This is a genomic window from Agrobacterium sp. GW821-FHT02D03, from assembly GCF_059421725.1.
Map to the genome: position 1 here is coordinate 1,899,042 of NZ_JBWKVN010000001.1, position 25,934 is coordinate 1,924,975.

A 25,934-nucleotide genomic window follows, 5' to 3' on the forward strand; every position below is an offset into this window, starting at 1 on the left:
TCGTTCCCGGCTTATCCCATGCTTGCCGACAAAGCCACCTGTCTTTATAGACCGCGACTGACTATTCCGGCCCGGAGGACAGTTCCATGGTCTATTTTCCCCACCGCCATCTTCTTGGTATCAAGGGGCTTTCCCATCAGGATATCACGCTTCTTCTCGACAAGGCCGACGAGGCCGTGAAGATCAGCCGCCAGCGTGAAAAGAAGACGTCGACGCTTCGCGGTCTGACACAGATCAACCTGTTCTTCGAAGCCTCGACCCGTACGCAATCCTCCTTCGAACTGGCCGGCAAACGGCTGGGCGCGGACGTGATGAACATGTCGGTCGGTAACTCTTCGGTGAAGAAGGGCGAAACGCTGATCGACACCGCAATGACGCTGAACGCGATGCGCCCTGACGTTTTGATCGTGCGCCATTCATCTGCCGGTGCGGCAGCGCTTCTGGCGCAGAAGGTTGCCTGCTCGGTTGTCAATGCCGGCGACGGCCAGCATGAGCATCCGACGCAAGCGCTCCTCGATGCGCTGACGATCCGCCGCGCCAAGGGCAGCATCTCTGGTATCACGGTCGCCATTTGCGGTGACGTGCTGCATTCGCGCGTCGCCCGCTCCAACATCATCCTCCTGAACCAGATGGGCGCGCGGGTGCGTGTCGTCGCGCCGCCGACGCTGCTGCCCTCCGGCATCGCCGACATGAGCGTCGAAGTCTATCACGACATGAAGGAAGGCCTGAAGGGCGCCGATGTAGTGATGATGCTGCGTCTGCAGCGCGAGCGCATGGCGGGCTCCTTCGTGCCATCGGTGCGCGAATACTTCCACTATTATGGCCTCGATGCGGAAAAGCTCAAAGCCGCCAAGGAAGATGCACTTGTGATGCATCCCGGTCCGATGAACCGGGGCGTGGAAATCGCCTCCGAAGTGGCCGATGGACCGCAAAGCGTGATCGAAGCCCAAGTGGAGATGGGTGTCGCCGTGCGCATGGCGGTGATGGAAACCCTTCTTCTTTCTCAGAACATGGGAGAGCGCGTATGAGTGCCGCGACCGTCCTCAACAATGTCCGCATCATCGACCCGTCGCGCGATCTCGACGAGACCGGAACGATCATCATCGGCGGTGACGGAACGATCCTCGCGGCTGGCAAGGATGCGCAAAACCAAGGCACGCCGGACGGCGCGACGGTGCGTGATGCGAAGGGGCTGGTTGCCGTTCCAGGGCTCGTGGATGCGCGCGTCTTCGTCGGAGAGCCCGGCGCCGAGCACCGCGAAACAATCGAATCCGCCTCGCGTGCGGCCGCCGCAGGCGGCGTGACCAGCTTCATCATGATGCCGGATACGGATCCGGTCATCGATGACATTGCGCTGGTGGAGTATGTGAAGAAGACTGCGCGCGACAAGGCCGTCGTCAACGTGCATCCGGCAGCGGCGCTGACGAAGGGTCTGCTAGGCGAGGAAATGACCGAGTTTGGCATGCTGAAGGAAGCCGGTGCGGTTGCCTTTACCAATGGCCGCAAGGCGCTTTCCGATACGCTGGTGCTCCGCCGTGCCATGACCTATGCCCGCGAGCTTGGGGCCGTCATTTCGCTGGAGACCCGCGACAAATATATCGGCAACGGCGATATGAATGAGGGGCTGCTGGCAAGCTGGCTCGGTCTTCCCGGCATTCCAAAGGAAGCCGAAATCATTCCGCTCGAACGCGACCTGCGCATCGCGGCACTGACGCGCGCCAACTATCATGCCGCCAAGATTTCAGTGCCGGAATCGGCAGAGGCCATCAAGCTTGCGAGAGCCCGCGGCGTGAAGGCCACCTGCGGCATTTCGATCAATCATTTGACGCTCAACGAAAACGACATCGGCGAATACCGCACCTTCTTCAAACTCTCGCCACCACTGCGGTCGGAAGATGATCGCGTCGCTATGGTCGAGGCATTGAAGCAAGGAACGATCGATATCATCGTCTCGTCGCATGATCCGCAGGATGTCGACACCAAGCGCCTGCCCTTCTCGGATGCGGCAAGTGGTGCGATCGGGCTGGAAACCATGTTGGCCGCAGCGCTTCGGCTGTATCACAGTGATCAGGTGCCGCTGATGCGCCTGATCGACGCGCTGTCGACGCGACCGGCGCAGATTTTCGGACTGGATGCTGGAACGCTGAAGCCCGGCGCCAAGGCCGATATCACCCTGATCGATCTCGATGAGCCATGGCTGGTTTCGGAAAAAAAGCTGGTATCGCGTTCTAAGAACACACCATTCGAAGATGCACGTTTCAGCGGTCGCGCCGTCAGCACATATGTTGCGGGCAAGCTTGTTCATTCACTGCAGTAAAAATGGTGGTGCGCGAAGACGCACCTGAAGAGGGGACATAAACATGACTGCATTGACCGTTTGGGAGACAGCGCCGGCATTTCTCTTGGCTGCGGCTGTTATCGGCTACCTGCTCGGCTCCATTCCCTTCGGCCTGCTTCTGACGCGGGCGGCGGGTCTTGGCGACGTACGCCAGATCGGCTCGGGAAACATTGGCGCGACCAACGTGCTGCGAACCGGCAACAAGAAGCTCGCCGCGGCAACCCTTCTTTGCGATGCTTTCAAGGGTACGGCAGCAGTGCTGATCGCCAATGCGCTCTGGGGATATGAGGCGTCGCTGGTGGCGGGCTTCTTCGCCTTTCTCGGCCACCTCTTCCCGGTCTGGCTCGGCTTCAAGGGCGGCAAGGGTGTCGCGACCTATATCGGCGTGCTGCTCGGCGCCGCTCCGCTGATGATGCTGCTTTTCGCCGCCATCTGGCTCATCACCGCCTTCGTTACCAAATATTCCTCTCTCTCGGCGCTGATCGCGATGCTGGTCATCCCGATCGTTCTGTGGATTTTGGGACCGGAAAAGACCGCGCTTCTGGTCACGGCCCTCAGCATCATTTCCTGGTACATGCACCGCGAAAACATCAAGCGGCTCCTGGCCGGTACGGAAAGCAAGATCGGCAAGAAGGGCTGAGACGGATTACTCTCCATGACCGGGGGCAGCTATGCCGTATGAAGGCGAAAATAAACGCGGTATTGCCCTGACGGAGAAGCAGAAGCTTTCCTGGTTGCGGTTGATCCGCAGCGACAATATCGGTCCCGTTACCTTCCGCGATCTGATCAATCACTTCGGCAGTGCTGAAGCGGCGCTGGATGCCCTGCCCGATCTTTCCCGTCGCGGCGGCGCGGCGCGCAGCCCACGCATCGCGACACTTGCTCAGGCCGAGCGCGAGATGGAAACCGCAACACGGTTTGGCGCCCGATTTGTCGGCATCGGCGAGCCGGACTATCCGCCTGCTTTGCGAGAGATAGACGGCGCACCGCCCTTGATCGCGATGAAGGGTTCGAACGCCACCGTCATCCGACCGTCGCTTGGAATCGTCGGCTCCCGCAACGCCTCGATCAACGGCGCGAAGTTTGCGGCAATGCTGGCACGGCAATGCGGTCAGGCGGGCTACACCATTGCTTCCGGTCTTGCGCGCGGTATCGATGCCGCCGCTCACGCCGCCAGCCTGTCAACCGGCACTGTCGCCATGCTGGCTGGTGGACTCGACAAGCCCTACCCGCCTGAGAATTTCCGCCTGCTGGATGATATCTACGCCAATGGCGGTGCGACCATCAGCGAAATGCCGTTTGGTTGGGAGCCGCGTGCGCGCGATTTTCCACGGCGCAACAGGTTGATTGCAGGCGTGTCCCTCGGCGTGCTGATCGTGGAGGCGGCTGAACGCTCCGGCTCTCTCATCACCGCGCGGCTGGCTGGCGATTTTGGCCGGCTCGTTTTTGCGGTGCCCGGCTCGCCGCTCGATTCTCGCTGCCATGGCACCAACCGGTTGATCAAGGACGGCGCCACACTGGTGACGGAAGCGGCCGATATTCTCGATGCACTCTCGCCGATGATGGAGCCGCGACTCGATCTGCAGCACGTCGTCCGAGAAGACACCGGGGATCAACCCATCTCTCAAACCGGAGACAGCGCAGGAGACAAGGAGCGCGCTATCCTCGCAGAGGCGCTCTGCTCCTCGCCGGTTGAAACCGACGACATCATCCGCCACACGGGTTTGCCTGCGGCAACCGTCTATCTTCTGCTTCTCGAACTCGATATTGCCGGAAAATTGAACCGGCATTCCGGTGGACGAATTTCGATGATCATGGCCGATTGAGACACCAAGGGGTCACTCAAGGGAAGCTTCCGCCCAATGGCGGACGGAAGCATTCCGCCAATCAAAAATTGTCTTCCCATCAGAAAAATTCCAGAAGTTGCATATGGGCATGAAGACAGAAAAACAGGCGTTCCCCCTTGACCGCAGCGCATTACCTGTCCATGTCGAAATAAAAGGAAGGCGTTGTTGCGTGCGGAATCAGCGACGATGCCGGTTAACGGACATGTTTCCAGAGAAAAAAATATGAATGTCGTCGTCGTAGAGTCTCCGGCAAAAGCCAAGACGATCAACAAGTATCTTGGCCCCGGCTATAAGGTTCTTGCATCGTTCGGCCACGTTCGGGATCTTCCCGCCAAGGATGGTTCTGTTCTTCCCGACCAGGATTTCGAAATGTCGTGGGAGGTCGATCCCGCCTCACAGAAACGCATGAAAGATATCGCCGATGCCGTAAAGGCGTCCGATGGCCTGTTTCTCGCGACCGACCCTGATCGCGAAGGAGAGGCGATTTCCTGGCACGTTCTCGATCTTCTGAAAAAGAAGAAGGTTCTGGGCGACAAGCCGGTCAAGCGCGTTGTGTTCAATGCCATCACCAAGAAGGCCGTTCTGGATGCGATGGCGGAACCGCGCGACATCGACATTCCGCTCGTCGATGCCTATCTCGCCCGCCGCGCACTTGATTATCTGGTCGGCTTCAATCTTTCTCCGGTTCTCTGGCGCAAGCTGCCGGGTGCCCGCTCCGCTGGACGTGTGCAGTCCGTGGCGCTTCGCCTGGTCTGCGACCGTGAATCGGAGATCGAGCGCTTCGTATCGGAAGAATACTGGAACATCTCAGCCCTTCTGAAGACACCGCGCGGTGACGAGTTCGAAGCAAAGCTCGTATCCGCAGACGGCAAGCGCCTGCAGGGCAAGTCCATCAAGACGGGTGACGATGCGACCCGACTAAAGACCTTGCTCGAAGGCGCGAGCTATGTTGTCGACACGGTCGAGGCAAAGCCCGTCAAGCGCAATCCCGGCCCGCCCTTCACCACCTCCACGCTGCAACAGGCCGCGTCTTCGCGCCTCGGCTTCTCCGCTTCGCGGACCATGCAGGTGGCGCAAAGACTTTACGAGGGTATCGATATCGGTGGCGAGACCGTCGGTCTCATCACCTATATGCGTACTGACGGTGTGCAGATGGCGCCGGAAGCGATCGACGCTGCACGCAGCGCCATCGGCGACCAGTTCGGCGAGCGCTACGTGCCGGAGAAGGCGCGCTTCTATTCGACCAAGGCCAAGAATGCCCAGGAAGCCCACGAGGCTATCCGCCCGACGGACTTCAATCGCTCGCCGGACAAGGTGAAGCGTTACCTCGATTCCGATCAGCTTCGTCTCTACGACCTTGTCTGGAAGCGCGGCATTGCGAGCCAGATGGCTTCGGCCGAGATCGAGCGCACAACGGTTGAAATCCTAGCCGATAACAAGGGCGAGAAGGCTGGTCTTCGCGCCGTCGGCTCCGTCATCCGTTTCGATGGCTTCATCGCTGCCTACACGGACCAGAAGGAAGACGGCGAACAGAGCGACGATAGCGAAGACGGTGGACGTCTGCCGCAGATCAATGCCCGCGAGAACCTCGCCAAGCAGAAGATCAATGCGAGCCAGCACTTCACTGAGCCGCCGCCACGCTATTCCGAAGCATCGCTCATCAAGAAGATGGAAGAGCTCGGCATCGGCCGCCCTTCCACCTATGCCGCGACGTTGAAGACGCTCAGCGACCGCGAATATATCGTCGTCGACAAGCGCAAGCTGATCCCGCATTCGCGCGGCCGGCTGGTCACGGCTTTCCTCGAAAGCTTCTTCACCCGCTATGTGGAGTATGATTTCACGGCTGACTTGGAAGAGAAGCTCGACCGGATTTCGGCCGGCGAACTCGATTGGAAGCAGGTTCTCCGCGACTTCTGGAAGGACTTCTTCGCCCAGATCGAAGACACCAAGGAACTGCGCGTCACCAACGTACTCGACGCGTTGAACGAAGTGCTTGCACCGCTGGTGTTTCCCAAGCGCGAAGACGGCTCCGATCCGCGCATCTGCCAGGTATGCGGTACCGGCAATCTGTCGCTGAAGCTCGGCAAGTACGGTGCCTTCGTCGGTTGCTCGAACTATCCTGACTGCAACTATACCCGCCAGTTGACCTCGGATGGCGCGGAATCCGAAGCCGCAGCGCTGAACGAGCCGAAGGCGCTTGGCGCCGATCCTATGACGGGCGAAGAGTTGACGCTGCGCTCCGGTCGCTTCGGGCCCTATATCCAGCGCGGCGACGGCAAGGAAGCCAAGCGCGCATCGCTGCCCAAGGGCTGGAAGCCGGAAGAGATCGATCACGAGAAGGCGCTGGCGCTGATCAACCTGCCGCGCGACATCGGCAAGCATCCGGAAACCGGCAAGATGATTTCCGCCGGCATCGGCCGCTATGGTCCTTTCCTAATGCATGACGGCGGTTATGCCAATCTAGAGAGCGTGGAAGACGTCTTCTCCATCGGCCTCAACCGCGCCGTGACGGTGATTGCCGAGAAGAAGGCGGCGCCCGGCCGTGGACGCTCCTCCACGCCTGCTGCGCTCAAGTCGCTTGGTGACCATCCCGATGGCGGCGCCATTACCGTTCGCGATGGCCGTTTCGGTCCCTATGTGAACTGGGGCAAGGTCAATGCGACGATCCCCAAGGCGCAATCTCCCGATACGGTGACGCTGGACGAAGCGCTGGTGCTGATTGCCGAGCGCATTGCCAAGACCGGCGGTAAGCCAGTCAAGGCGAAGAAGGCTCCGGCAAAGAAGAAGACCGAAGGCGATGCAGACGCCAAGCCCACAAAGGCGAAAGCGGCAAGCAAGACCAAGGCTGCAGCCAAGCCTAAGGCAGCGGTAAAGCCCAAGACAGCAGCAAAAACCAAGAAGGCAGCATCGTGAGCAAGACACCGCGTCAGAAACAGAATTCCGCCAATGACGGTTTCGGACGCACCGCTCGCTCAAAGCGCGTGAACCAAGGCGAAGGCATCATCCATGGAGAAGTACCTTCGCGCGAAGTGCTGCTGAAGTTCATTGCCGAACATCCGCAACAGGCCTCCAAACGCGAGATCGCCAAGGCCTTTGGCCTGAAGGGCGACACCCGCGTGGTGCTGAAGGCGCTGTTGAAGGAACTTGAAGTTGACGGCATGGTGCAGAAGAACCGCAAGTCGCTGATGCGACCGGGCGGCCTGCCGCCTGTCACGGTTCTCGATATCACCACGCGTGACAAGGATGGCGAATTGATCGGCCGCCCTGCAGAGTGGCCGGAAGATCAGGGTGCGGCACCCGCCGTCCTTATTCGCCAGTCATCGCAGGACCGCGGCAAAAAAGGACCCGCGGCCGGTTTGAATGACCGCGTGCTTGCCAAGATTTTCCCCTCCAAGGATCGTACCGGACCGGCCTATACCGCCCGCGTCATCAAGCTTATCGATCGCCGCCAGAACGCGCTGATCGGTGTCTTCAAGGAAAACCCGGGCGGCGGTGGTCGTTTGATGCCGGTGGACCGGCGCGGCGAAGAGCTTGTAATCGATCCCGATGGCGTCAACGATGCCAAGGATGGCGATCTGATCGAAGTCGAAGTCTCGCGCAACAGTGGGCGCTACGGGCTGAAGCGTGCCCAGGTGCTTTCCGTCATCGGCTCGGTCGCGTCAGAAAAAGCGATTTCGATGATCGCCATCTATGGGCACGGCATCCCGCATATCTTCCCGCAGGATGTTCTTGCAGAAGCCGATAAGGCGAAGCCCGCCAGCATGGCGCATCGGGAAGACTGGCGCGATCTGCCGCTCATCACCATCGACCCGGCGGACGCCAAGGACCATGACGATGCCGTCTATGCGGAGCCCGATCCGTCGCCGGACAACCCCGATGGCGTGATCGTCACCGTTGCGATTGCCGATGTGTCTTACTATGTGCGCTCGGGTGCGCCGCTCGATCGCGAAGCGCTGAAGCGCGGCAACTCCGTCTACTTCCCCGACCGCGTCGTACCGATGCTGCCAGAGCGGATTTCCAACGATCTCTGCTCACTGAAGGAAGGTGTCGATCGGCCAGCGCTCGCGGTGCGCATGGTGTTTTCGAAGGAAGGCCGCAAGGCGTCTCACACGTTCCATCGCATCATGATGAAGAGTGCGGCTAAGCTTTCCTATCAGCAGGCGCAGGCTGCCATCGATGGCAAGCCTGATGACAAGACCGGCCCGATGCTCGAGCCTATCCTGAAGCCTCTCTGGCATGCCTATGAGGTGATGAAGCGCGGTCGCGACCGTCGCCAGCCGCTTGAACTCGACATGCCGGAGCGCAAGATTCTGCTGCGTGCCGACGGCACCGTGGACAAGGTCATCATTCCCGAACGTCTCGACGCCCATAAGCTGATCGAAGAAATGATGATCCAGGCCAACGTCGCAGCCGCAGAAACGTTGGAAAAGAAGAAACAGCCGCTCGTCTACCGCATTCATGATGCCCCCACGCTTGCCAAACAGGAGACGTTGCGTGAATTCCTCGCGACGCTCGGTATCTCAATGGCGAAGGGCGGAGAAATTCGCGCCAATTCCTTCAACGGAATTCTGGCCCGCGCGCAAGACACTGAACATCAGATCATGGTCAACGAGATGGTGTTGCGCTCCCAGAGCCAGGCGATCTACAGCCCCGAGAACATCGGGCACTTCGGTCTGAACCTGATGAAGTACGCCCACTTCACCTCTCCCATTCGCCGTTATGCCGATCTGATCGTCCATCGTGCGCTCGTCGGGTCTCTGGGACTTGGCGAAGGCGGCATCACGCCACAGGAAGAGGCAACGCTTGACGATATCGCCGCCGAGATTTCCACCTTCGAGCGCCGCGCCATGGCGGCCGAACGCGACACGATCAACCGTCTGATCGCCCACCATCTTTCCGAGCGTGTGGGAGAAGAGTTCGAAGGGCGCATCGGGGGTGTCACCAAGGCGGGACTATTTGTCGCGCTTCCGCAGTTTGGCGCAGACGGCTTCGTTCCTATATCTACGATCGGGACCGATTATTTCATCTATGACGAAGCGCATCAGGCACTGACGGGTGAGAAGACCGGTCTCGGCTTCCAGCTTGGCGACACGGTTCAGGTTCGTCTGGCAGAAGCCGTACCGCTGGCAGGCGCGCTCCGCTTCGAGATGTTGAGCGAGGGGCGCAAGATGCCCACAGCAACACGATCCTTCCACAAGACGGCGCGCCGGGGTGGAGGGCGCACGGCGACACCGGGAACGAGGCCGCCGCGCAGGAAACGCTGAATGAGCACCGCAGCTAGATCGAGCAGGATCTTGCAGCGATGCTTCAGCGCCGCAATCATTTGGAGGAACGGTCATGAGCGAGACGCAGACAGTGCAATATGGCGGCGAGAAGCAGGAACGTCCGCTGGGACGCTCGATCATGCGCGGCATCTCGTGCCGATGCCCCGCCTGCGGCAGCGGTCGGTTGTTCAAGGCCTGGCTGAAGCCGGTGGATCAATGCGCCGCCTGCGGCGAAGACCTCCATCACCAGCGATCTGACGATCTGCCGCCCTATATCTCGATCATGATTCTCGGGCACGTGGCGGTGGGCGGTTTCTTGATGACTGACCTGATCCTCATGGTTCCAATGTGGGTGCATTTTGCCATCTGGGTGCCGATCACGATTCTCGTGGCCTTGCTGACGATCCAGCCGATCAAGGGTGGCGTGATTGGCCTGCAATGGGCGTTGAGGATGCACGGCTTCAGCAATGAGCCTGAGAAGACGCAGATCGACGGGTCATCACACTGACAGGCGACCGCTCCCTTGCCTGCTGAATCCGAAGCTGAAAAGTCACCCTACCTGCGTCCGAGGGATGCGGCCTGCCTGATCCTGGTCGATCGTTCGAACGGCTCTCCACGTGTACTCGTCGGCAAGCGCAGCAGCGGCCACGTCTTCATGCCCGACGTGTATGTGTTTCCCGGTGGCAGGCGCGACCCACGCGATCACGCCCTGCCCTTTGGTGTCGACCTTGATCCTCTCGTCATCGACAAGCTCAGGCGCTCTGCCTCGCGTGCCATGACGGTTGCAGGGGCGCGGGCCTTGGCGCTGGCGGCAGTGCGCGAATTGGAAGAAGAGACGGGGCTTTGCTTTCGAACCGAACGGGCGCAACAGGGACCGGACCTCTCGGCACTGCGTTATGTCGCACGTGCGATCACGCCGCCGGGGCGCATCAGGCGATTCGACACGCGATTCTTTTTCTGCTTCACCGACGACGTCGGCATTGAGCCGGCAAATATAAAGGACTCTGCCGAGTTGCAAGACCTTCAATGGCTTGACATGCGCGACAGTTCCGGTGTGAACATGGCGGCGATTACACGGATGGTTCTCGAAGATGTCACAAACTTCATGATAGGTGATCAGCCACTACAATCTGAAAGCCGGGTGCGACTTTACTTCGAGCGTCGCGGCACATTCATTCGCGGCTTTCTGTAAAAGGTCTCCATGTCACATCCCAACTGCGACGCCGACAATATCCACTGGCCATCGCTTATCGCCGCCATATCCGCCATCAGCGCCGTGGGCATCGCCATCGGCCTCGGATTGCCGCTCTTGAGCCTCATCCTCGAGCGTCGGGGCATTTCGTCCAGCATGATCGGATTGAACTCCGCCATGGCCGGTGTTGCTGCCATGATTGCAGCGCCCATCACCAGCAAGCTTGCGCATGATTTCGGCGTTGCCCGGACCATGTTGACGGCGGTGGTCATCTCCTCCGTCAGCGCCATGGGCTTTTATTACGCCGCAGACTTCTGGATGTGGTTTCCGCTCAGAATCGTCTTTCATGGCGCGACGACCACGCTTTTTATCCTGTCGGAATTCTGGATCAATGCCGCAGCGCCGCCGCGCAAACGCGGGCTCGTCCTTGGCGTGTATGCGACAGGGCTCGCAGTCGGCTTTGCAGTCGGACCCCTTCTCTTTTCCACCGTGGGAAGTGAGGGCATCACACCGTTTCTCGTCGGCTGTGCCATCATCCTCCTGGCTGCAATTCCAATTTTTCTGGCGCGCAAGGAAAGCCCAGCGCTGGACGAAAAACCTGCCCACCATTTCGTACGCTATATCTGGCTGGTGCCCATGGCCTCTGCTGCCGCCTTCGTTTTCGGCGCGGTACAGGCTGGCGGTCTCTCGCTGTTCCCGATCTACGCCACGCGTGAAGGCTTTAATGAATCGCAAGCAGCGCTTCTCCTGACCGTCATGGCAATCGGCAACATGACCTTCCAGATCCCGATCGGCCTGCTCTCCGACCGCATCACCAATCGCCGTCTGCTGCTCGGCGTGATGGCCTTTATCGGCCTTTGCGGCACGCTTGCGCTACCGCTCCTCGTCAACAACTGGATTATGGTCGCGGTACTGCTGCTACTGTGGGGCGGCCTCGTCTCGGGCATGTATACGGTCGGCCTGACGCACCTCGGTTCACGACTCACTGGGTCCGACCTTGTCGCCGCCAATGCGGCCTTCATATTCTGCTATGCGACGGGCACGATTGCCGGCCCACAGACGGTTGGTATTGCGATGGATATCTCCGGAAGCCACGGTTTTGCCTGGGCATTGGCGCTGTTTTTCGGCTTCTATGTCGTTCTTTCCATAGGGCGTTCGGTTTTCGGCTCAAAACAGACTTGACTTTTCGGGCGCGATCCGTAGTTTCGCGCCAGATTTAGCCGGGATCGAACAGGTCCGCGGCTCACTTACTTGTTAAAGGCAGGACGACCATGGCGAAAGCTACAACAATCAAGATCAAGCTGCTGTCGACGGCCGACACAGGTACTTTCTACGTCACCACGAAGAACAGCCGTACATTCACGGACAAGATGACGAAGACGAAGTACGACCCGGTCGTTCGCAAGCACGTCGAATTCAAGGAAACCAAGATCAAGTGATCAACTTGATTTTCTCCTTAAAGAACGCGCTCTTGAGGCGCGTTTTTTCGTTTTTGGGCGGTCGTTTAAAGGATCGGCTTAAAGCGTGTCGCGATCTCTCAGATTGGCTCCTTACGCTTCAGATCGTGTTTTGTCGCATGTCGTTATCGCAAAACCGCTGCACAGTTTTGCGTTGACCGTTCTTTAAGTCCGAACGTATTTTCAGGCCGATCCTCGAAAGCGAGACCTGGCCACGGCTGCCGGATGCGCGTCAAAATACGAGGCGAAACGGTGCCCTTGGAATTCAATGGCGTGTAACTTGAGAGATGGTGATGGCGTGGGGTCGGCCGGGATAACCACGATAGCACGAGGAACCATCAATTGGCATCGCCGGCCGACCGACCCCAAGACCCAGGAGATGCGGCGGACCTGAGCATCAAGGGGTATTTCGTGCACGGCTCCCTGAAAAATGGAACCGAGCGGTCTGTTAAAGTGCTAGTGCCTTCTATCAACTGATATGTCGGCATAAAGTTATTTGTATGAACAAAGTTTCGCTCAAGACGCCTAAAAGTTCAACACTTTATTAAGGCGCAGCCATTCTTGCTTTGAAATATGGTTAAGTGTGCCATGCCGGGACAGAGGCTCAAAGCCAGCTTAGCGGCAGCAACGCGCTACTGACGAAGCCTCAAGGGTCGGTGAGTGTATGGAACTTTACTCAGGCTGCGGCAGCAACGACGCGGTTTCGGCCGCTTCTCTTCGCCTCATAGAGTGCCCGATCTGCCTGTCGCATCAACTGCTCTGGACTTTCGACGCCCGTTGCATTCGAAGCGATGCCAAGCGACGCGGTAATCTTCAAGGATTGCCCGGAGCGCAGCACAAAAGCGGTGTCCTCAATGATCGAGCGCAGGGACTCGGCCACCACCGAGGCAGCCTCCACCGAGGTGTCCGGCATCACCACCACGAACTCTTCACCGCCGTAACGGCAGGCGAGATCCGCACCGCGCACTGTGGAGCGCAACCGGGCGGCAAATTCCTGCAGCACCTCGTCGCCTGCCTCGTGGCCGTAGAGATCATTGACCTGCTTGAAGCGATCGATATCCGTCATGCAGACGGACAGATGGCGGCCTCGAAGGGCCGCACGGTTGAACAAGGTCTTTAGATGAAGATCGAGATAGCGGCGGTTGTTGAGGCCGGTGAGCCCATCGATAACCGCAAGCTCCATGGTCTGAGCCAGATTCTCTCGCAGCCTGTCATTGAAGCGCTTGCGCTTGATCTGGGAGAGCGTGCGCGCCACCAGCTCATTGGGATCGATCGGGCGAATGATGTAATCATTGACGCCGAGATCCAGCGCCCGAACCACCATGGCATCATCGTTCTGCTCGGTGATGATCAGAAGCGGCAGGAAACGCGTTCTCTCGAGCGAGCGCAATTGCGAACAAAGCCTTAGAGGATCGCAGTCATCGAAGTTGGAATTGATGATGACGAGGTCATAGGCGTTTTCCGCAGCCTCGAAAATGACGTTGGCCGGATCGCTCCAGGCGATCACCTCACCAACCGGCTTCAATGCCTTGACGATACGCTCCTGCGAGCTGGCCCTGCCATCGACAAGAAGAACGCGACCAGGCTTCTCGATATGGCCGTCGACTCCGATCGATTCCTGGATGCCCATGGTTTCTGCGGTCATCATACGACCGCGTAGCTCGTCGCTCATGGTCTTGAGACGCGCAAGGCTCTTGACCCTCGAAATGAGCTGCAGGTCGTTTACGGGCTTTGTCAGAAAATCATCCGCGCCGGCCTTCAATCCGCGGACGCGATCGGCCGGCTGATCGAGCGCCGTGACCATGACGACGGGAATGTGGGCTGTCGCCGGGTTTGCCTTCAGCCGCTCGCAGACCTCGAAGCCATCCATTTCCGGCATCATGATATCGAGAAGAATGACATCGACCTGACCATCCGCGCAGATTGCCAGCGCATCACGGCCATTGTCCGCGCAAACGACGTCGAAGTATTCGGCGAGCAAACGGGCTTCTAGAAACTTCACATTGGCTACAATGTCATCGACGACCAGGATTCTAGCAGTCATTCGGTCGCCCCTATTACCTTAAGCATCGCCCAAATATGTCTTGATCGTCTCGATAAACTTCGGAACAGATATTGGCTTGGAAACATAAGCTTCGCAACCACCTTGGCGGATGCGCTCCTCGTCTCCCTTCATAGCAAAGGCTGTGACGGCAATCACTGGAATCACATGAAGTTCGTCATCTTCCTTGAGCCATCGGGTGACTTCAAGTCCAGATACTTCCGGTAGTTGAATATCCATAAGAATAAGGTCGGGTCTATGCTTACGAGCAAGCTCAAGGGCTTCCATACCATTGCGTGTCTGTATGGTCGTGTAACCGGATGCCTCAATCAGATCACGAAAGAGCTTCATGTTCAGCTCATTATCTTCAACTATCATGACCTGTTTGGGCATGGCGGCAGTCCTTGTTACGCTTTGAAACCGTCCGCCTGACATATAAGTTGCCGAAGAACCGATTCCATTATCCCCTGTTGAGGGAGGTTAAAGCGATTTGGTTGAAAAATAGGTAACTTCCGGCAAGAAATGCGGTGTGAGATGAAATACGGCAAACCAGTCGTCAAAGACCCCGAAGAAACCGTTGCCGCCATTCTCGGATGGTTGGCAAACGAACCGGATATTCTCGCCCGCTTTCTGGCGCTCTCCGGACTACAGCCGAACATGCTACGCGCGGCCATACAGGACACCGGCTTTCTGGCAGGGCTTACGGATTTCATCATGAACCACGAGCCAGACCTCATGGCGTTTTGTGAAGCCTCCGGGTCCAAGCCGGAAGACGTGCAGGCTGCGTGGCATAAATATTCCGGCCCCGGTCTCGATTCCGGGGTCTACTGAGATGTATAGCATCAAGTCGTGCTCTTGAGCGACTTCTGATTTACCACTATGGTCACGGTCGTTCTCTTTTTGTTTCTTGGCCATGGCTGTAATGTCGAACGACCATCTCGGTTTCTGTCGTGACTGTCTGGCTGGCCAGCCGGAGGGAACAAAACGATGCCGTCAATGCGGCAGCCCTCGCCTCCTCTACCATGATGAACTCTACGATCTCAGCATCGCCCATATCGATTGCGACGCCTTCTACGCCTCGGTGGAGAAACGGGACAATCCGGATCTCATCGACAAGCCGCTGATTATTGGTGGTGGCAAGCGTGGCGTCGTGTCCACGGCCTGCTACATCGCCCGCATCCATGGCGTTCGCTCCGCCATGCCGATGTTCAAGGCGCTCGAAGCATGCCCGGACGCCGTCGTCATCAAGCCGAACATGGAGAAGTACAGCCAGGTCGGGCGCCAGGTTCGAACGATGATGCAGGATCTGACGCCACTGGTGCAGCCTATTTCGATCGATGAGGCTTTCCTTGATCTGTCCGGTACCGAACGGCTGCACCACGATCCGCCGGCACGGGTGCTGGCGCAATTCGCTCGCCGGGTGGAGAAGGAAATCGGCATCACAGTTTCCGTCGGCCTCTCCTATTGCAAGTTTCTGGCAAAGGTCGCGTCCGACCTGCAAAAGCCGCGCGGCTTCTCTGTAATCGGCGAAAAGGAGGCCACCCGTTTTCTTGCGACGCGTCCTGTCACCACCATATGGGGCGTCGGCAAGGCCTTTGCAGCCACGCTGGAGGCCGACGGCATCCGCATGATTTCCCAGTTGCAGGAGATGGAGGAAACGGACCTGATGCGCCGTTACGGTACGATGGGGCAGCGTCTTTATCGGCTTTCGCGCGGCATTGACGACCGTGAGGTTCACACCAACGACCCGGCAAAAAGCGTTTCCGCCGAGACCACCTTCTTCAACGACATCTCACGTTATGACGATCTCGTGCCGGTCTTGCGCTCCCTGTCCGAGAAGGTCGCGTGGAGGCTGAAGAAGAACGCCACAGCCGGGCAGACGGTGGTGCTGAAGATGAAGACGGCGGACTTCAAATCCCGCACGCGCAATAAGAGGCTGGAAGATCCGACCCAACTGGCAGACCGAATTTTTCGGACAGGCCTTTCGCTTCTGGAAAGAGAAACGGATGGGACGAAATTTCGCCTGATCGGAATTGGCGTGACCGATCTGTGCGATCCGGCCCAAGCGGATCCTCCCGATCTTGTGGACAAAACGGCTGGAAGAAGGGCCGCAGCGGAAGCGGCGATGGACAAGCTGAGAGAAAAGTTCGGCAAGGGCACGGTGGAAACCGGCTATACATTCGGCGCGAAAAAATGAGTGATCACACGGCTTCGTGACCGCATTTAAAAGCTTCCTTAAATAGCCAAGCCTATGCTTGGCCTTCTGACTGGCGCGGTTTCAAGCGCGCCGTAAGTCTCCCTTGCCGCTGCCTCCTTGGCGGCATGTTGTGTATCGCGTTGGAGCAAACATGATGTTGCGTAGCTTTGTGGGAGCCTGTCTCCTTTCCACCTCCGTTCTCGTGCAAGCGGCAATCGCCGGTGATGCGCGCAGTCTGCAGGTCGTCGTCTCGAAGAACGACCAGTCGCTGTCCCTTTATGAAGACGGAGAGGTCGTCGCCACATCGCGCGTATCCACAGGCAAGTCCGGCCACGAGACGCCGAGCGGCATCTTCTCGATTCTGGATAAGCGCAAATATCACGAGTCGAATATCTATTCTGCGGCCCCCATGCCGTTCATGCAGCGGCTGACCTGGTCCGGCATCGCCCTGCATGAGGGAAATGTCCCGAATTATCCGGCCTCCCATGGCTGCATTCGCCTGCCGGCAAAATTCGCAAAGTCGCTTTACGGCACGACGAGCCGCGGCGTTCACGTGATCATTTCGAGCGCGGATGTCTCTCTGCAGCGCATCGACCACCCCACCCTTCTTCAACCCAAGGCAGCTGACGAAGGCCGCCTGCTTTCCGACATCGAGATGCGGCCTGCCACCTTCGATGCATCGCTGAAGCTTGTGGAAGTCGCAGTCAATGAGAAGACCAGCTCCGTTCCCGCCAAGGCCACATCCAAGGTGACAGGTGCACCATTGCGGATCCTGATCACCCGGCGTGGCGAACGGGAGAAGATCATGGATGTTCAGCGTCTGTTGACCAGCATCGGCTTTGACGCAGGTGTGGCCGATGGTTATTCGGGTCAGATGACGATCAACGCCGTCAACGGCTACAAGCGCTGGAAGGGCATCAAGACCACCGGCCCGCTCGTCACCGACGAGTTCCTCGACGCGCTTTACGCATCCACAGGCGCCGATGCACCGCCCAATGGGCAACTCATGGTGCGACAGAATTTCAAACCGCTCTTCGAAGCACCGATCCATATCAAAGACCCGCAGGTGGCGCTCGGTACGCATTTCTTCGAAGTTATCGACATCGAAGGCGACAGGGCAGAGTGGAACGGGCTGACACTTGAGAACCACATCCCAATTGCCGCACGAAAGCGTCTTGGGATCGACGTCGCGGATGCCCCAGGCGGTCATGATCAGTTGCGCGAAGTGCTTGATCGAATCGACATTCCGGCAGACATTCGTGGACGACTTGAGGAGCAGCTTGCTGTCGGAAGTTCGATCACCGTTTCCGATCTCAGCCACGGCTTGGAAACCGGTCAAGGCACTGACTTCGTCACCATCACGCGCGATTGAGCCTTCGATATCGAAAGCAGTGTTGGTATCTGGGCATCGCGCCTCTCGAGGATCGGTGCCGAGTTCGGGCCGATGATGCCGGCGCGGCCGCGCAAGGAACCACTGCGTCGCGTTAACGTTTAAAGGCTCATCAAGCCTGTTTGGGGAGCCTGCCTATGAACGTGAAATATCTTGGCGCCGCTGTCGTTGCGCTTGCCTGTGTGTCTGCTGCTGAAGCACCGAAAAATTACAGTGTCTATGGTGGCCCGGCCGTCGATAGCGACCCCGTCATTTTGAACGTATTCGATCACGCGCTTGCACGATGCAACGTCGAGGCGAGCGTGCCGCCACGCGGCACGACATTCACCAATTCCTATTATCATAATGCGGCGCTGCGCGCCTGCCTCTCGCGTCACGGCTTCATCGATAACGGTGCTTACGCCTACCCGGCAAACAGCCTGTTCTAAAGCTTCGCGATCTTTCAGATACGCGTCTTACGCTTGAGCTCTTCGCTTTATCGTACGTCGTTCTCGCAAAGCCGCTGCCTAGGGCGTACGCAACATAAAATAATCGCGGTGCGGGTGAACCATGTTCGCCCGCCCATCAATCATACTAGCTCGACGTCCACCACGCCGGGCGCGGAGCGAAGCGCGGCTGCGATCTCCGGTGAGATGCGGTATTTCTCCGTCAGTTCAACTTCGATCTCGCGCTGCCCATCATCTTTGATAACGACGAAATACACCGAGCCGTCACCCTTGGCATTCAGGTGTCGCGCAACAGTTTTCAAAGGACCGGAATCGCGAACATAGACGCGAAGCGCCTTCTGCATCTGAACGGATTTTTCCTCAAGCGACTGGGCTGTCTGGATGCGCAGACCGATCCCCTCAGGCCGCTCTTCCGCCTGGACCGTAATGACCAACGACTTGCCGACTTCGAGCAGGTCGCGATATTGTCCCAGCCCTTCTGAAAACAGAACGGCCTCATACTGACCCGACGCATCCGAAAAGGTCACGATACCCATCTTGTTACCGGTGCGGGTCTTGCGCTCCTGCTTGCCGGTGACCGTGCCGGCCAGGCGTCCAACAGTTGCCCCCTGCTTCACCGCCGCGGAGAAATCGGCAAAGCTTTGCACGCGGAGCTTGTCGAGCACGGCGCGATACGTGTCGAGCGGATGAGCCGTGAGATAGAAGCCAAGCACTTGATACTCGCGCAGTAGCTTTTCCGAGGCGAGCCAGGGCTGATAGGCAGGCAGCACCAGCTTTTCCGGCCCAGTCGCGGCCCCTGATCCAAACATGTCGTGCTGGCCGGTGACGCGGCTTTCCTGCGCACGCTGGGAATATCCGATAATACGATCGAGGCCGCCGATCAGTTCGGAACGGTCCCTGCCGAAGCTATCGAAGGCACCGGCGTTGATCAGGCTTTCCAGAACGCGGCGGTTGACCTGCTTCGGATCGATCCGCTGGCAGAAATCCTCGAGGCTGGCGAAAGGTTTGTCGCCGCGCACCTCAACGATGTGATCGACCGCACCTTCACCGACGCCCTTCAATGCAGCCAGCGAATAATAGATGCGGTTCTCACCGGTTTCGAAACGCCGGAAGGATGTCTGTACCGAAGGCGCGACAATCTCGATTCCCATGCGCGCCGCATCCTGGCGGAAGTCGTTGACCTTTTCGGTGTTCGCCATATCGAGCGTCATCGACGCAGCGAGGAATTCCACCGGGTAATGCGCCTTCATATAGGCGGTCTGGTAGGAGACGATGGCATAGGCCGCGGCGTGAGACTTGTTGAAGCCGTAATTGGCGAACTTGGCCAGAAGATCGAAGATCGTGTCGGACTGGGCCTTGGACACATTGTTACGGATCGCGCCTTCAACGAAGCGCTCGCGCTGCTTGTCCATTTCCTCCTTGATCTTCTTGCCCATGGCGCGGCGCAGAAGATCGGCTTCGCCGAGCGAATAGCCGGACAGAACCTGGGCGATCTGCATCACCTGTTCCTGGTAGACGATAACGCCCTGCGTTTCCTTCAGGAGGTGGTCGATCGTCGGATGGATCGACTCGATTTCTTCTTCGCCATGTTTGCGGGCGTTGTAGACCGGAATGTTCTCCATTGGGCCCGGACGGTAGAGCGCCACCAGCGCAATAATGTCCTCGATGCAGTCTGGACGCATGCCGATCAGCGCCTTGCGCATGCCGGCACTTTCCACCTGGAAGACGCCGATGGTCTCGCCACGCGATAGCATCTCGTATGTCTTTTGATCGTCCAGCGGAATGGCGGCAAGATCGACATGGATGCCGCGCTTGGCAACGAAATCGACCGCCACCTTCAGCACCGTTAGGGTTTTGAGGCCGAGAAAGTCGAACTTGACCAGACCAGCGCTTTCAACCCATTTCATGTTGAATTGGGTGACCGGCATATCGGAGCGCGGATCGCGATACATCGGGACAAGCTTCGACAGCGGACGGTCGCCGATGACGATACCGGCGGCGTGGGTCGAGGCGTGGCGGTAAAGACCTTCGATCTTCTGGGCAATATCCAGGAGCCGAGCGACGACCGGCTCCTTGTCCGCCTCTTCCTGAAGACGTGGCTCTTCTTCGATGGCCTTGGAAAGCGGGGTGGGGTTGGCCGGATTGTTCGGCACAAGCTTACAGATGCGGTCGACCTGGCCGTAAGGCATTTCCAGCACGCGGCCCACGTCACGCAAGGCAGCGCGCGCCTGCAGCGAACCAAATGTGATGATCTGAGCCACCTGTTCGCGGCCATACTTGCGCTGGACATAGCGGATCACCTCTTCGCGGCGATCCTGGCAGAAGTCGATATCGAAGTCGGGCATCGACACGCGTTCCGGGTTGAGGAAGCGTTCGAAGAGCAGCGAGAAGCGTAGCGGATCGACATCGGTAATCGTCAGCGCATAGGCGACCAGCGATCCAGCACCCGAACCACGACCAGGGCCGACCGGAATATCATGCTGCTTTGCCCATTTGATGAAGTCGGCAACGATCAGAAAGTAGCCGGGAAACTTCATGCGCTCGATGACGCTGAGTTCGAAATCCAGACGATCCCGATACTCCTGCTCGGTGTAGCCAGGGGCCATACCGAGAGCGGCAAGGCGCATATCCAGCCCCTCGACAGCCTGGCGTCGCAACTCCAGCGACTCGGCGCGTTCTGCCTCTTCCGGGTCGTCACTCGCACCGGTAAAGCGCGGCAGAATGGGGCCACGCTTTTTCAAGACGTAGGAGCAGCGCTGGGCGATCTCGACGGTATTTTCGATTGCCTCGGGAATGTCCTTGAAGAGCGCCACCATCTCGTCGCGGCTTTTCAGATAATGGTCAGGCGTCAGACGGAAGCGGCTGTCATCCGAAACCATGGCGTTGTGCGCCACCGCCATCAGAGCGTCGTGCGCCTCATAATCTGACCTGGATGGAAAGAAGGCCTCGTTGGTCGCGACGAGTGGAATGTCGTGCTCGTAAGCGAGCGCGATCATGCGACGTTCATGGGCACGGTCAAAATTGCCCTGGCGCTGCAACTCGATATAGAGCCGATCCCCGAATATGTCCTTCAGCGCAAGAAGCCGGCTCTTTGCCTGAGCGGCATGTCCTTCTTTCAGTGCCATATCGACAGGGCCGCCAGACGCGCCGGTCAATGCGATCAATCCAGCATTGCTGGCCTCCTCCAGCCAGGACTTGGCAATGTTGACGGCGTGACCACTGCCCTCGCCATCGAGATAGGCACGGCTGATCAGATCCACCAGGCGCTCATAGCCCTCTGCATCTGCGGCAAGCAGCACGATGGACGGAAGCTTGGAGAGATTGTTGCCGCCTCGCCTGTCCTCGACGGCATCTTGCATGTCGATCGAAAGCTGGCACCCAATGATCGGCTGCAGCCCCTCTTCTCGCGCCTTCTCCGAGAATTCCAGCGCAACGAAAAGATTGTTGGTGTCAGTGATGGCGATGGCAGGCTGGGAATCGCCGACAGCCTTCGCCATGATCTTCTTAAGCGGAAGCGCCCCCTCGAGAAGGGAATAGGCGGAATGTACACGCAGGTGCACAAAGCCGGGAGATTTCAAGAGCACGCCCGAGTGGTTTTGCTCCGTAAGATGATCGCCCATTGTGCTGCATTCCCGTCATTCTGAATCGGGCTGATTTTGGTCCCTTCGAGCAGCAAAGTCCACCGGCAAAGGATGCCTGTGCACCGCTATCACCGGGAAGACCGAAGGGTCTCAAGTCACATGGATGTGAGGATTACAGAGAAGCTCGCAACAAAGAGAGCGATGGAGGCAAAGGCGGCAAGGTCACGGATAAAATCGGTCATTTGTCTCTCCTTACTTGTTATGTTCCAACTTTGTTCTCATTTTGTTTCCGTGTCAACAGCTTTTTTGGGCTGGCATATCGCCAACGTGATGCGGCTCAATCCGGTTCCTTAGTTTCGCCTCAAGCGAATCAACGCATAAACAAAACCCCGCCTGGCGGGCCAGACGGGGTTGATGGGGATAAGTGTACTTGAAGCGCCGTGCGTTCTATTGGACGCACAAGGGACCCTTTACATTTTTGGATCAACGCATTGTGCGATCGATCAGAACTCGACGATCTTGCCTTCGGACAGCGTCACGCGACGGTCCATGCGTGCTGCCAGATCGTGATTATGGGTCGCGATGAGGGCAGCAAGGCCCGACTGGCGTACCAGCGCTTCCAAGGCATCGAAAACATAGGATGCGGTCTCGGGGTCGAGATTTCCGGTCGGTTCGTCTGCCAGAAGCAGAAGCGGTGCATTGGCAACGGCTCTTGCAATCGCCACACGCTGCTGTTCACCGCCGGAAAGTTCCGCCGGACGATGATCGCCTCTGTGGCCGATGCGCATATAATCCAGCAACGCCTTGGCACGCACCTGTGCTTCCTTCGGCGCGAGACCAGCGATCATCTGCGGCATCATGATATTCTCAAGCGCCGAGAACTCCGGAAGCAGATGGTGAAACTGGTAGACGAAGCCGATATCGCTGCGACGAATGGAGGTGCGCTCCTCATCGGAAAGCGTACCGCAAGGCCTGCCACTGATGAAGACCTCGCCCGCGTCCGGATGCTCCAGCAGCCCCGCCAGATGCAGCAGCGTCGACTTGCCAGTGCCGGATGGCGCGACAAGTGCGACGATCTCGCCGCTTCTCAATTCGAAATTCGCGTCTTTCAGAATGGAAAGGCTCGTTTCGCCCTGACCATAGGTCCGTTCCACGCCGGTAAGCTGTAGAGCCATTTTCTTTGCCATGGTGTGAAGCGGGTCCTATTCGTATCTCAGGGCCTGGACAGGGTCGAGCTTCGACGCACGCCAGGCGGGGAAGATCGTTGCCAGGAAGGACAGGGTCAGCGCCATGACGATGACAGTGATCGTTTCGCTCAAATCCATCTCCGCCGGCAGTTGGCTCAGGAAATAGAGCTGCGGATCGAAGAGAACGGTTCCTGTAATCCAGGAGAAGAACTGGCGGATCGATTCCACGTTCAGACAGACGAGAACGCCAAGCGCTACGCCCGCAAATGTGCCGACGATGCCGATCGCAGCCCCGGTCATGAAGAAGATACGCATGACAGCGCCGGAGGTCGCCCCCATGGTGCGCAGAATGGCGATGTCGCTACCCTTGTCCTTTACCAGCATGATGAGGCCGGAAATGATGTTGAGCGCGGCGACCAGAACGATCAGCGTCAGGATCATGAACATGACGTTGCGCTCCACCTGAAGCGCGGAGAAGAAGGTCTGGTTGCGCTGTCGCCAGTCGGTGATATAGACCTGCCGCCCTGCCGCGGTTTCCACCAGCGGACGAATGCTATCGACATCGTCGGGATGGCTGACGAAGAGCTCGATGGATTGGACGATGCCCTCGGAATTGAAATAGAGCTGCGCTTCGGTAAGCGGCATATAGATCATCGACGCGTCATATTCAGACATGCCGATCTCGAAGACACCGGAGATCGGGTAGGACTTCACCCGCGGATTGACGCCCATGGGCGTCACGTCACCTTCCGGTGAAATGAGGGTGATCTGATCTCCCACCGTCACGCCGAGCTGTGCTGCGAGCCTCGAGCCGACCAGAACACCCTGCCCCGACATGAAGCCGACAAGATCGCCGGCTTTGACGTTGCTGGATATCTCCTTGATCTTTTCGAGATCTTCAGGACGCACGCCACGCACCAAAGCACCACTGCCTGCGCCGTTGCGTCCAGAGGCGAGCGTCTGACCTTCCACGAGCGGCAAGGCCATCGTCACGCCGGGAATAGCGCCAAACTTCTTCGCCAGCTCATCGTAATTGTTGAAGGGCTGATCGATCGGCTGAACGATCATATGACCGTTGATGCCGAGAATTCGGGAAATCAGTTCGGTGCGGAAACCGTTCATCACCGCCATGACGATGATGAGCGTCGCCACACCCAGCATGATGCCGACGAACGAGAAGCCTGCGATGACCGATATGAAGGCTTCCTTGCGGCGCGAACGCAGGTAGCGCCAGGCCACCATGCGTTCGAAAGCCGAAAACGGCCGTGCCGCCCCATCCTTCACGGATGCAACTGCACCGTTGTCAGCCTCGGCTTTTGCCATGTCCACTCCTTGTCGGCCTTTCAGCCGAGAACCCTGTTCATTGCCGCTTCGACCGTGACGTTCTCACGTGCGCCCGTCTTGCGGTCCTTCACCTCGACTTCACCGGCAGCAATGCTGCGCGGTCCGACGATGATCTGCATAGGCACGCCGATGAGATCGGCCGTTGCGAACTTCTGACCTGCCCGGTCATCGGTATCGTCGTAGAGAACATCCTTGCCAGCGTTGGACAGCGAGTAATAGAGCTTCTCGCATGCCGCGTCGCAGGCCGCATCGCCAGCCTTCATGTTGATGATGACGACATCGAAAGGAGCAACCGACGCCGGCCAGATGATTCCGTTCTCGTCATGCGAGGCTTCAATGATGGCGGGAACAAGGCGTGTCGGACCAATGCCATAGGATCCCATGTGGACGGGATGTTCCTTGCCATCGGGACCCTGAACCTTGGCACCCATCGGCTCGGAATACTTCGTGCCGAAATAGAAGATGTGACCGACTTCGATACCGCGCGCGGAAAGACGATCACCCTCGGGAATCGCGTTGAAGGCAGACTCGTCGTGCATTTCAGACGTCGCGGCGTAGTCCGCGGTCCATGTATCGAAAATGCCCTGCAGACCGGCAACGTCGTCGAAATTGGTGTCGTCGCCGGGAATGCTCTGCTCCAGGAAGCTCTTGTGGCAGAAGACTTCCGATTCACCCGTATCGGCCAGAATGATGAATTCGTGGCTGTGGTTGCCACCGATCGGGCCGGTATCGGCGCGCATCGGAATGGCGCGCAGGCCGAGGCGGGAGAAGGTGCGCAGATAGGCGGCGAACATCTTGTTGTAGGAATGGATCGCAGCTTCCTTCGTCAGGTCGAAGGAATAGGCATCCTTCATCAGGAACTCCCGCGAGCGCATCGTGCCAAAACGCGGACGCACTTCGTCACGGAACTTCAGCTGGATATGATAGAGGTTCAGCGGCAGGTTCTTGTAGGACTTCACGTAGGAGCGGAAGATGTCTGTGATCATCTCCTCATTCGTCGGGCCGTAGAGCATCTGACGGTCCTGGCGGTCCTTGATGCGCAGCATCTCCTTGCCGTAGTCGTCATAACGACCGCTTTCCTGCCAAAGCTCCGCCGATTGCAGCGTCGGCATCAGAAGCTCGATCGCGCCGGAACGGTCCTGCTCTTCCCGGATGATGCGGTTCACCTTGTCCATCACGCGCTTGCCGAGCGGTAGCCAAGAGTAGATGCCCTGGCTCTGCTGACGGATCATGCCCGCACGCAGCATGAGGCGGTGAGAGACGATTTCAGCTTCCTTGGGATTTTCCTTCAGGATGGGCAAAAAATAACGGCTGAGACGCATGACTATGTCCTGGGTGCGACGATTCTCCATCTACCGGGAATCGCCAGAATTAAAGGATATTTGCGCCGTACATAACCGTTTCTCCTGCAGAAGGAAACCCGCACGATGGGCGTCCCAAAAACACCATTCACATCCGCGTGAGAACAGGACGTTCGCACCTGAACGGTTTCAGGAGAAATAATTTTGCGGGGCACCTGCGACATAATGTTCATGAGGAAATTTTTTGCTGACTGTAACAAAAATGCAAAAAACGTGGTGACAAGGTGGAATCTTTGGGCTAGTTTTAGCTCACAAAAGAGGCAGAGAGTTTAAATTTCTGCCGTCTTCG

Annotated in this window: 20 protein-coding genes; 14 read left to right on the top strand and 6 right to left on the bottom strand. The window is 58.3% G+C overall.

The annotated features are described in order from the left end of the window. Positions 1-86 precede the first annotated feature (86 nt). The 10 genes from AC07U5_RS08945 (at position 87) to rpmG (ending at position 12,080) form a co-directional block, all read left to right on the top strand. Positions 87-1,028 carry an aspartate carbamoyltransferase catalytic subunit gene (locus AC07U5_RS08945; RefSeq protein WP_111847886.1) on the top strand — a complete coding sequence of 314 codons (942 nt, stop codon included), beginning with the start codon at positions 87-89 and terminating at the stop codon, positions 1,026-1,028. Next, positions 1,025-2,317: a dihydroorotase gene (locus AC07U5_RS08950; protein WP_111847885.1), complete on the top strand. Its 1,293-nt coding sequence runs from the start codon at positions 1,025-1,027 to the stop codon at positions 2,315-2,317. The genes AC07U5_RS08945 and AC07U5_RS08950 overlap by 4 nt, the downstream gene beginning before the upstream one ends. Before the next feature lie 43 nt (positions 2,318-2,360). Next, the gene (gene plsY, locus AC07U5_RS08955) at positions 2,361-2,978 is read left to right on the top strand and encodes a glycerol-3-phosphate 1-O-acyltransferase PlsY (protein WP_162746187.1); all 618 of its coding nucleotides are present in this window, start codon (positions 2,361-2,363) and stop codon (positions 2,976-2,978) included. Between the two features lie 31 nt (positions 2,979-3,009). Then, positions 3,010-4,164 (top strand): DNA-processing protein DprA, encoded by a 1,155-nt coding sequence (dprA, locus tag AC07U5_RS08960; protein WP_494722805.1) that lies wholly within the window; start codon positions 3,010-3,012, stop codon positions 4,162-4,164. 243 nt (positions 4,165-4,407) lie between these two features. Further along, positions 4,408-7,098, top strand: a complete 2,691-nt coding sequence (gene topA / locus AC07U5_RS08965) for a type I DNA topoisomerase (protein WP_494722806.1) — start codon at positions 4,408-4,410, stop codon at positions 7,096-7,098. Next, entirely contained in the window at positions 7,095-9,449 is a 2,355-nt protein-coding gene (rnr, locus tag AC07U5_RS08970) for a ribonuclease R (RefSeq protein WP_494722807.1), read from the top strand. Before topA ends, rnr begins: the two co-directional genes overlap by 4 nt. Positions 9,450-9,522: 73 nt before the next feature. After that, on the top strand, positions 9,523-9,957 hold the full coding sequence (locus AC07U5_RS08975) for a DUF983 domain-containing protein (RefSeq protein WP_062425516.1): 435 nt from the start codon (positions 9,523-9,525) through the stop codon (positions 9,955-9,957). A gap of 15 nt (positions 9,958-9,972) precedes the next feature. Then, positions 9,973-10,641 carry an NUDIX hydrolase gene (locus tag AC07U5_RS08980; protein ID WP_494722808.1) on the top strand — a complete coding sequence of 223 codons (669 nt, stop codon included), beginning with the start codon at positions 9,973-9,975 and terminating at the stop codon, positions 10,639-10,641. Positions 10,642-10,650: 9 nt separating this feature from the next. Next, positions 10,651-11,823, top strand: coding sequence for an MFS transporter (locus AC07U5_RS08985; RefSeq protein ID WP_062425518.1), 1,173 nt, complete (start codon positions 10,651-10,653; stop codon positions 11,821-11,823). Between the two features lie 89 nt (positions 11,824-11,912). Continuing rightward, the gene (gene rpmG / locus AC07U5_RS08990; protein ID WP_003496403.1) at positions 11,913-12,080 is read left to right on the top strand and encodes a 50S ribosomal protein L33; all 168 of its coding nucleotides are present in this window, start codon (positions 11,913-11,915) and stop codon (positions 12,078-12,080) included. A gap of 694 nt (positions 12,081-12,774) precedes the next feature. Here rpmG and AC07U5_RS08995 read toward each other — a convergent pair. Beyond that, the gene (locus AC07U5_RS08995) at positions 12,775-14,142 is read right to left on the bottom strand and encodes a PleD family two-component system response regulator (protein WP_062598161.1); all 1,368 of its coding nucleotides are present in this window, start codon (positions 14,140-14,142) and stop codon (positions 12,775-12,777) included. An 18-nt stretch (positions 14,143-14,160) separates the two neighbouring features. Next, positions 14,161-14,532 carry a response regulator gene (locus tag AC07U5_RS09000; RefSeq protein WP_062425520.1) on the bottom strand — a complete coding sequence of 124 codons (372 nt, stop codon included), beginning with the start codon at positions 14,530-14,532 and terminating at the stop codon, positions 14,161-14,163. 129 nt (positions 14,533-14,661) lie between these two features. On the opposite strand from AC07U5_RS09000, the gene AC07U5_RS09005 reads away from it, so the two are divergent. The 4 genes from AC07U5_RS09005 to AC07U5_RS09020 all read left to right on the top strand — a co-directional run bounded on the left by AC07U5_RS09005 (position 14,662) and on the right by AC07U5_RS09020 (position 18,154). After that, complete coding sequence (locus AC07U5_RS09005) at positions 14,662-14,970, top strand: DUF3572 domain-containing protein (protein WP_144620903.1); 309 nt, start codon at positions 14,662-14,664, stop codon at positions 14,968-14,970. A 91-nt stretch (positions 14,971-15,061) separates the two neighbouring features. After that, positions 15,062-16,336: a DNA polymerase IV gene (locus AC07U5_RS09010; RefSeq protein WP_494722809.1), complete on the top strand. Its 1,275-nt coding sequence runs from the start codon at positions 15,062-15,064 to the stop codon at positions 16,334-16,336. Positions 16,337-16,487: 151 nt separating this feature from the next. Further along, the gene (locus AC07U5_RS09015; RefSeq protein WP_494722810.1) at positions 16,488-17,708 is read left to right on the top strand and encodes a L,D-transpeptidase family protein; all 1,221 of its coding nucleotides are present in this window, start codon (positions 16,488-16,490) and stop codon (positions 17,706-17,708) included. A 155-nt stretch (positions 17,709-17,863) separates the two neighbouring features. After that, positions 17,864-18,154, top strand: coding sequence for a hypothetical protein (locus AC07U5_RS09020; RefSeq protein ID WP_062437760.1), 291 nt, complete (start codon positions 17,864-17,866; stop codon positions 18,152-18,154). A 140-nt stretch (positions 18,155-18,294) separates the two neighbouring features. Here the strand turns inward: AC07U5_RS09020 and dnaE are convergent, their stop codons facing one another. From dnaE to proS, 4 genes are all read right to left on the bottom strand, one after another. Continuing rightward, positions 18,295-21,792, bottom strand: coding sequence for a DNA polymerase III subunit alpha (gene dnaE, locus AC07U5_RS09025; RefSeq protein WP_062437761.1), 3,498 nt, complete (start codon positions 21,790-21,792; stop codon positions 18,295-18,297). A 464-nt stretch (positions 21,793-22,256) separates the two neighbouring features. Continuing rightward, complete coding sequence (locus AC07U5_RS09030) at positions 22,257-22,940, bottom strand: ABC transporter ATP-binding protein (RefSeq protein WP_343109123.1); 684 nt, start codon at positions 22,938-22,940, stop codon at positions 22,257-22,259. Positions 22,941-22,955: 15 nt separating this feature from the next. Beyond that, positions 22,956-24,263 (bottom strand): lipoprotein-releasing ABC transporter permease subunit, encoded by a 1,308-nt coding sequence (locus AC07U5_RS09035; protein WP_062437764.1) that lies wholly within the window; start codon positions 24,261-24,263, stop codon positions 22,956-22,958. 20 nt (positions 24,264-24,283) lie between these two features. Beyond that, positions 24,284-25,606 carry a proline--tRNA ligase gene (gene proS / locus AC07U5_RS09040; protein ID WP_494722811.1) on the bottom strand — a complete coding sequence of 441 codons (1,323 nt, stop codon included), beginning with the start codon at positions 25,604-25,606 and terminating at the stop codon, positions 24,284-24,286. Positions 25,607-25,934: the final 328 nt, after the last annotated feature.